Genomic DNA, 1,704 nt, shown 5'->3' on the forward strand with positions numbered 1-1,704 from the left:
GTGGCCGGTGCGGTCGAGGCGGCGGTCCGCGCCCGCACGGACGGCCAGGGCCTCCTGGTCGCCGCCAAGGACGGGCGGCTGCTGTGCATGCTCTCCTCGCCCGCCGCCGACGGCCGCGGCGGTGGCGGGATCGGCCCGCAGGAGCTGGCCGAGGTGGTGGGCCGGGCCGTTGCCCGGCTGACCCACCGCTCGTCGTGGCGGGTGGGGGTCGGGCGCCCGCACGCCGGGCCGCGCGGGGTGCTGCGCTCCTACCGGGAGGCCATCGACGCCCTGGACCTGGCGGCCCGGCTGGAGCTGCCGCAGCCCGTCGTCCACGCGCGTGACCTGCTGGTCTACCGGGTGCTGCTGCGCGACGAGACGGCGATGGCCGACCTGGTGCAGACCGTGCTCGGCCCGCTGGTGGACGCCCGGGGCGGGGCCGAGCCACTGGTGTGCACGCTGGCCGCCTACTTCGCCACCGGCGGGAACGCCGCGGCGACCGCCCGCGCCCTCCACCTGAGCGTGCGCGCGGTCAGCTACCGGATCGAGCGCGTGCACGCCCTCACCGGACACGACGCCACCGACCCGGCCGACCACCTGCCGTTGCTGGTCGCCGTGACCGGGGCCCGGATGCTCGGCTGGCCCCGCCGCCGGCTGGTCGTCGACTAATGGGGCTTACCGGGCCTTCCAGTTTCTGGCAGGTTCGGCTCCGGTAGCGGCCGGTGGGTCAGCACTCTCGTCGACTGGAACGCTTGGATTCCTAGCCTCAGATCGTGCGCCCACCGGTCGTGAGGGGGCGTGATCGCTGATGGGATGACGTGCCCCGGCCGTGAGCCGGTGAGCACTTGACCATTAGTCCGCTGGCTGTCTCCCTCCGCGCTGCCGACCGCAGTGAACCGACTGGAGGGGGCGGGATGCTGTTCGTTGGCGATGACTGGGCCGAGGACCACCATGACGTCGAGGTGCAAGACGATCAGGGGCGCCGACTGGGCCGGGCCCGGCTGCCCGAGGGCATCGCCGGGCTGACCCGGCTGCACGAGCTGATCGCCGAGCACCTGACCGACGACGACGTGGACCCCGAGACCGGGTTCGTCGCGCAGAGCGTGGTGATCGGGATCGAGACCGACCGTGGCACGTGGGTGTCTGCCCTCGTCGGGGCTGGCTATCAGGTGTTCCCGCTCAACCCGGTGCAGGTGGCCCGCTACCGGGAACGGCACGGCGCCTCCGGTGCCAAGTCCGACCGCGGTGACGCGCACGTGCTCGCCGAGATCGTCCGCCTCGATCGGGCTCACCACCGGCCGATGGCCGGGGACAGCCCGGCGGTGGAGGGGCTGAAGATGGTGGCGCGGGTGCATCAGAGCGCGATCTGGGACCGCACCCGCCACCTGCAGCGGTTGCGCAGCGCGCTTCGGGAGTTCTTCCCCGCCGCGCTCGAGGCCTTCCCCGAGCTGGCCGCCTCCGATGCCTTGGAGTTGCTCGAGCGCGCTCCCGATCCGGCACGGGCGGCGCGCCTGTCGAGGTCGAAGATCACCGCGGCGCTGGCTCGGGCCCACCGTCGCGGCCCCGAGGCCAAGGCCGAGGCGATCCAGGCGGTGCTGCGGGCGCCGGCGCTGCGCCTGGCACCGGAGATCGAGGCCGCCTACGCAGCCATCGTGGCCAGCCACGTCCGGCTCATCACCGGGCTCAACAGCGAGATCGCCTCACTGCAGGCGGTGGTGGCCGAGG

Annotated in this window: 2 protein-coding genes; both read left to right on the forward strand. The window is 73.7% G+C overall.

All coding sequences use genetic code 11. The features are described 5' to 3' along the window. A partial coding sequence (locus G5C62_RS26885; protein ID WP_206330899.1) for a CdaR family transcriptional regulator occupies positions 1-648 on the forward strand: 648 nt, incomplete at its 5' end. 293 nt (positions 649-941) lie between these two features. Further along, positions 942-1,704, forward strand: a 763-nt coding sequence (locus tag G5C62_RS26890; RefSeq protein WP_164703396.1) for a transposase, incomplete at its 3' end; no start/stop codon positions are given.

It is taken from the genome of Modestobacter sp. KNN46-3, assembly GCF_011039295.1.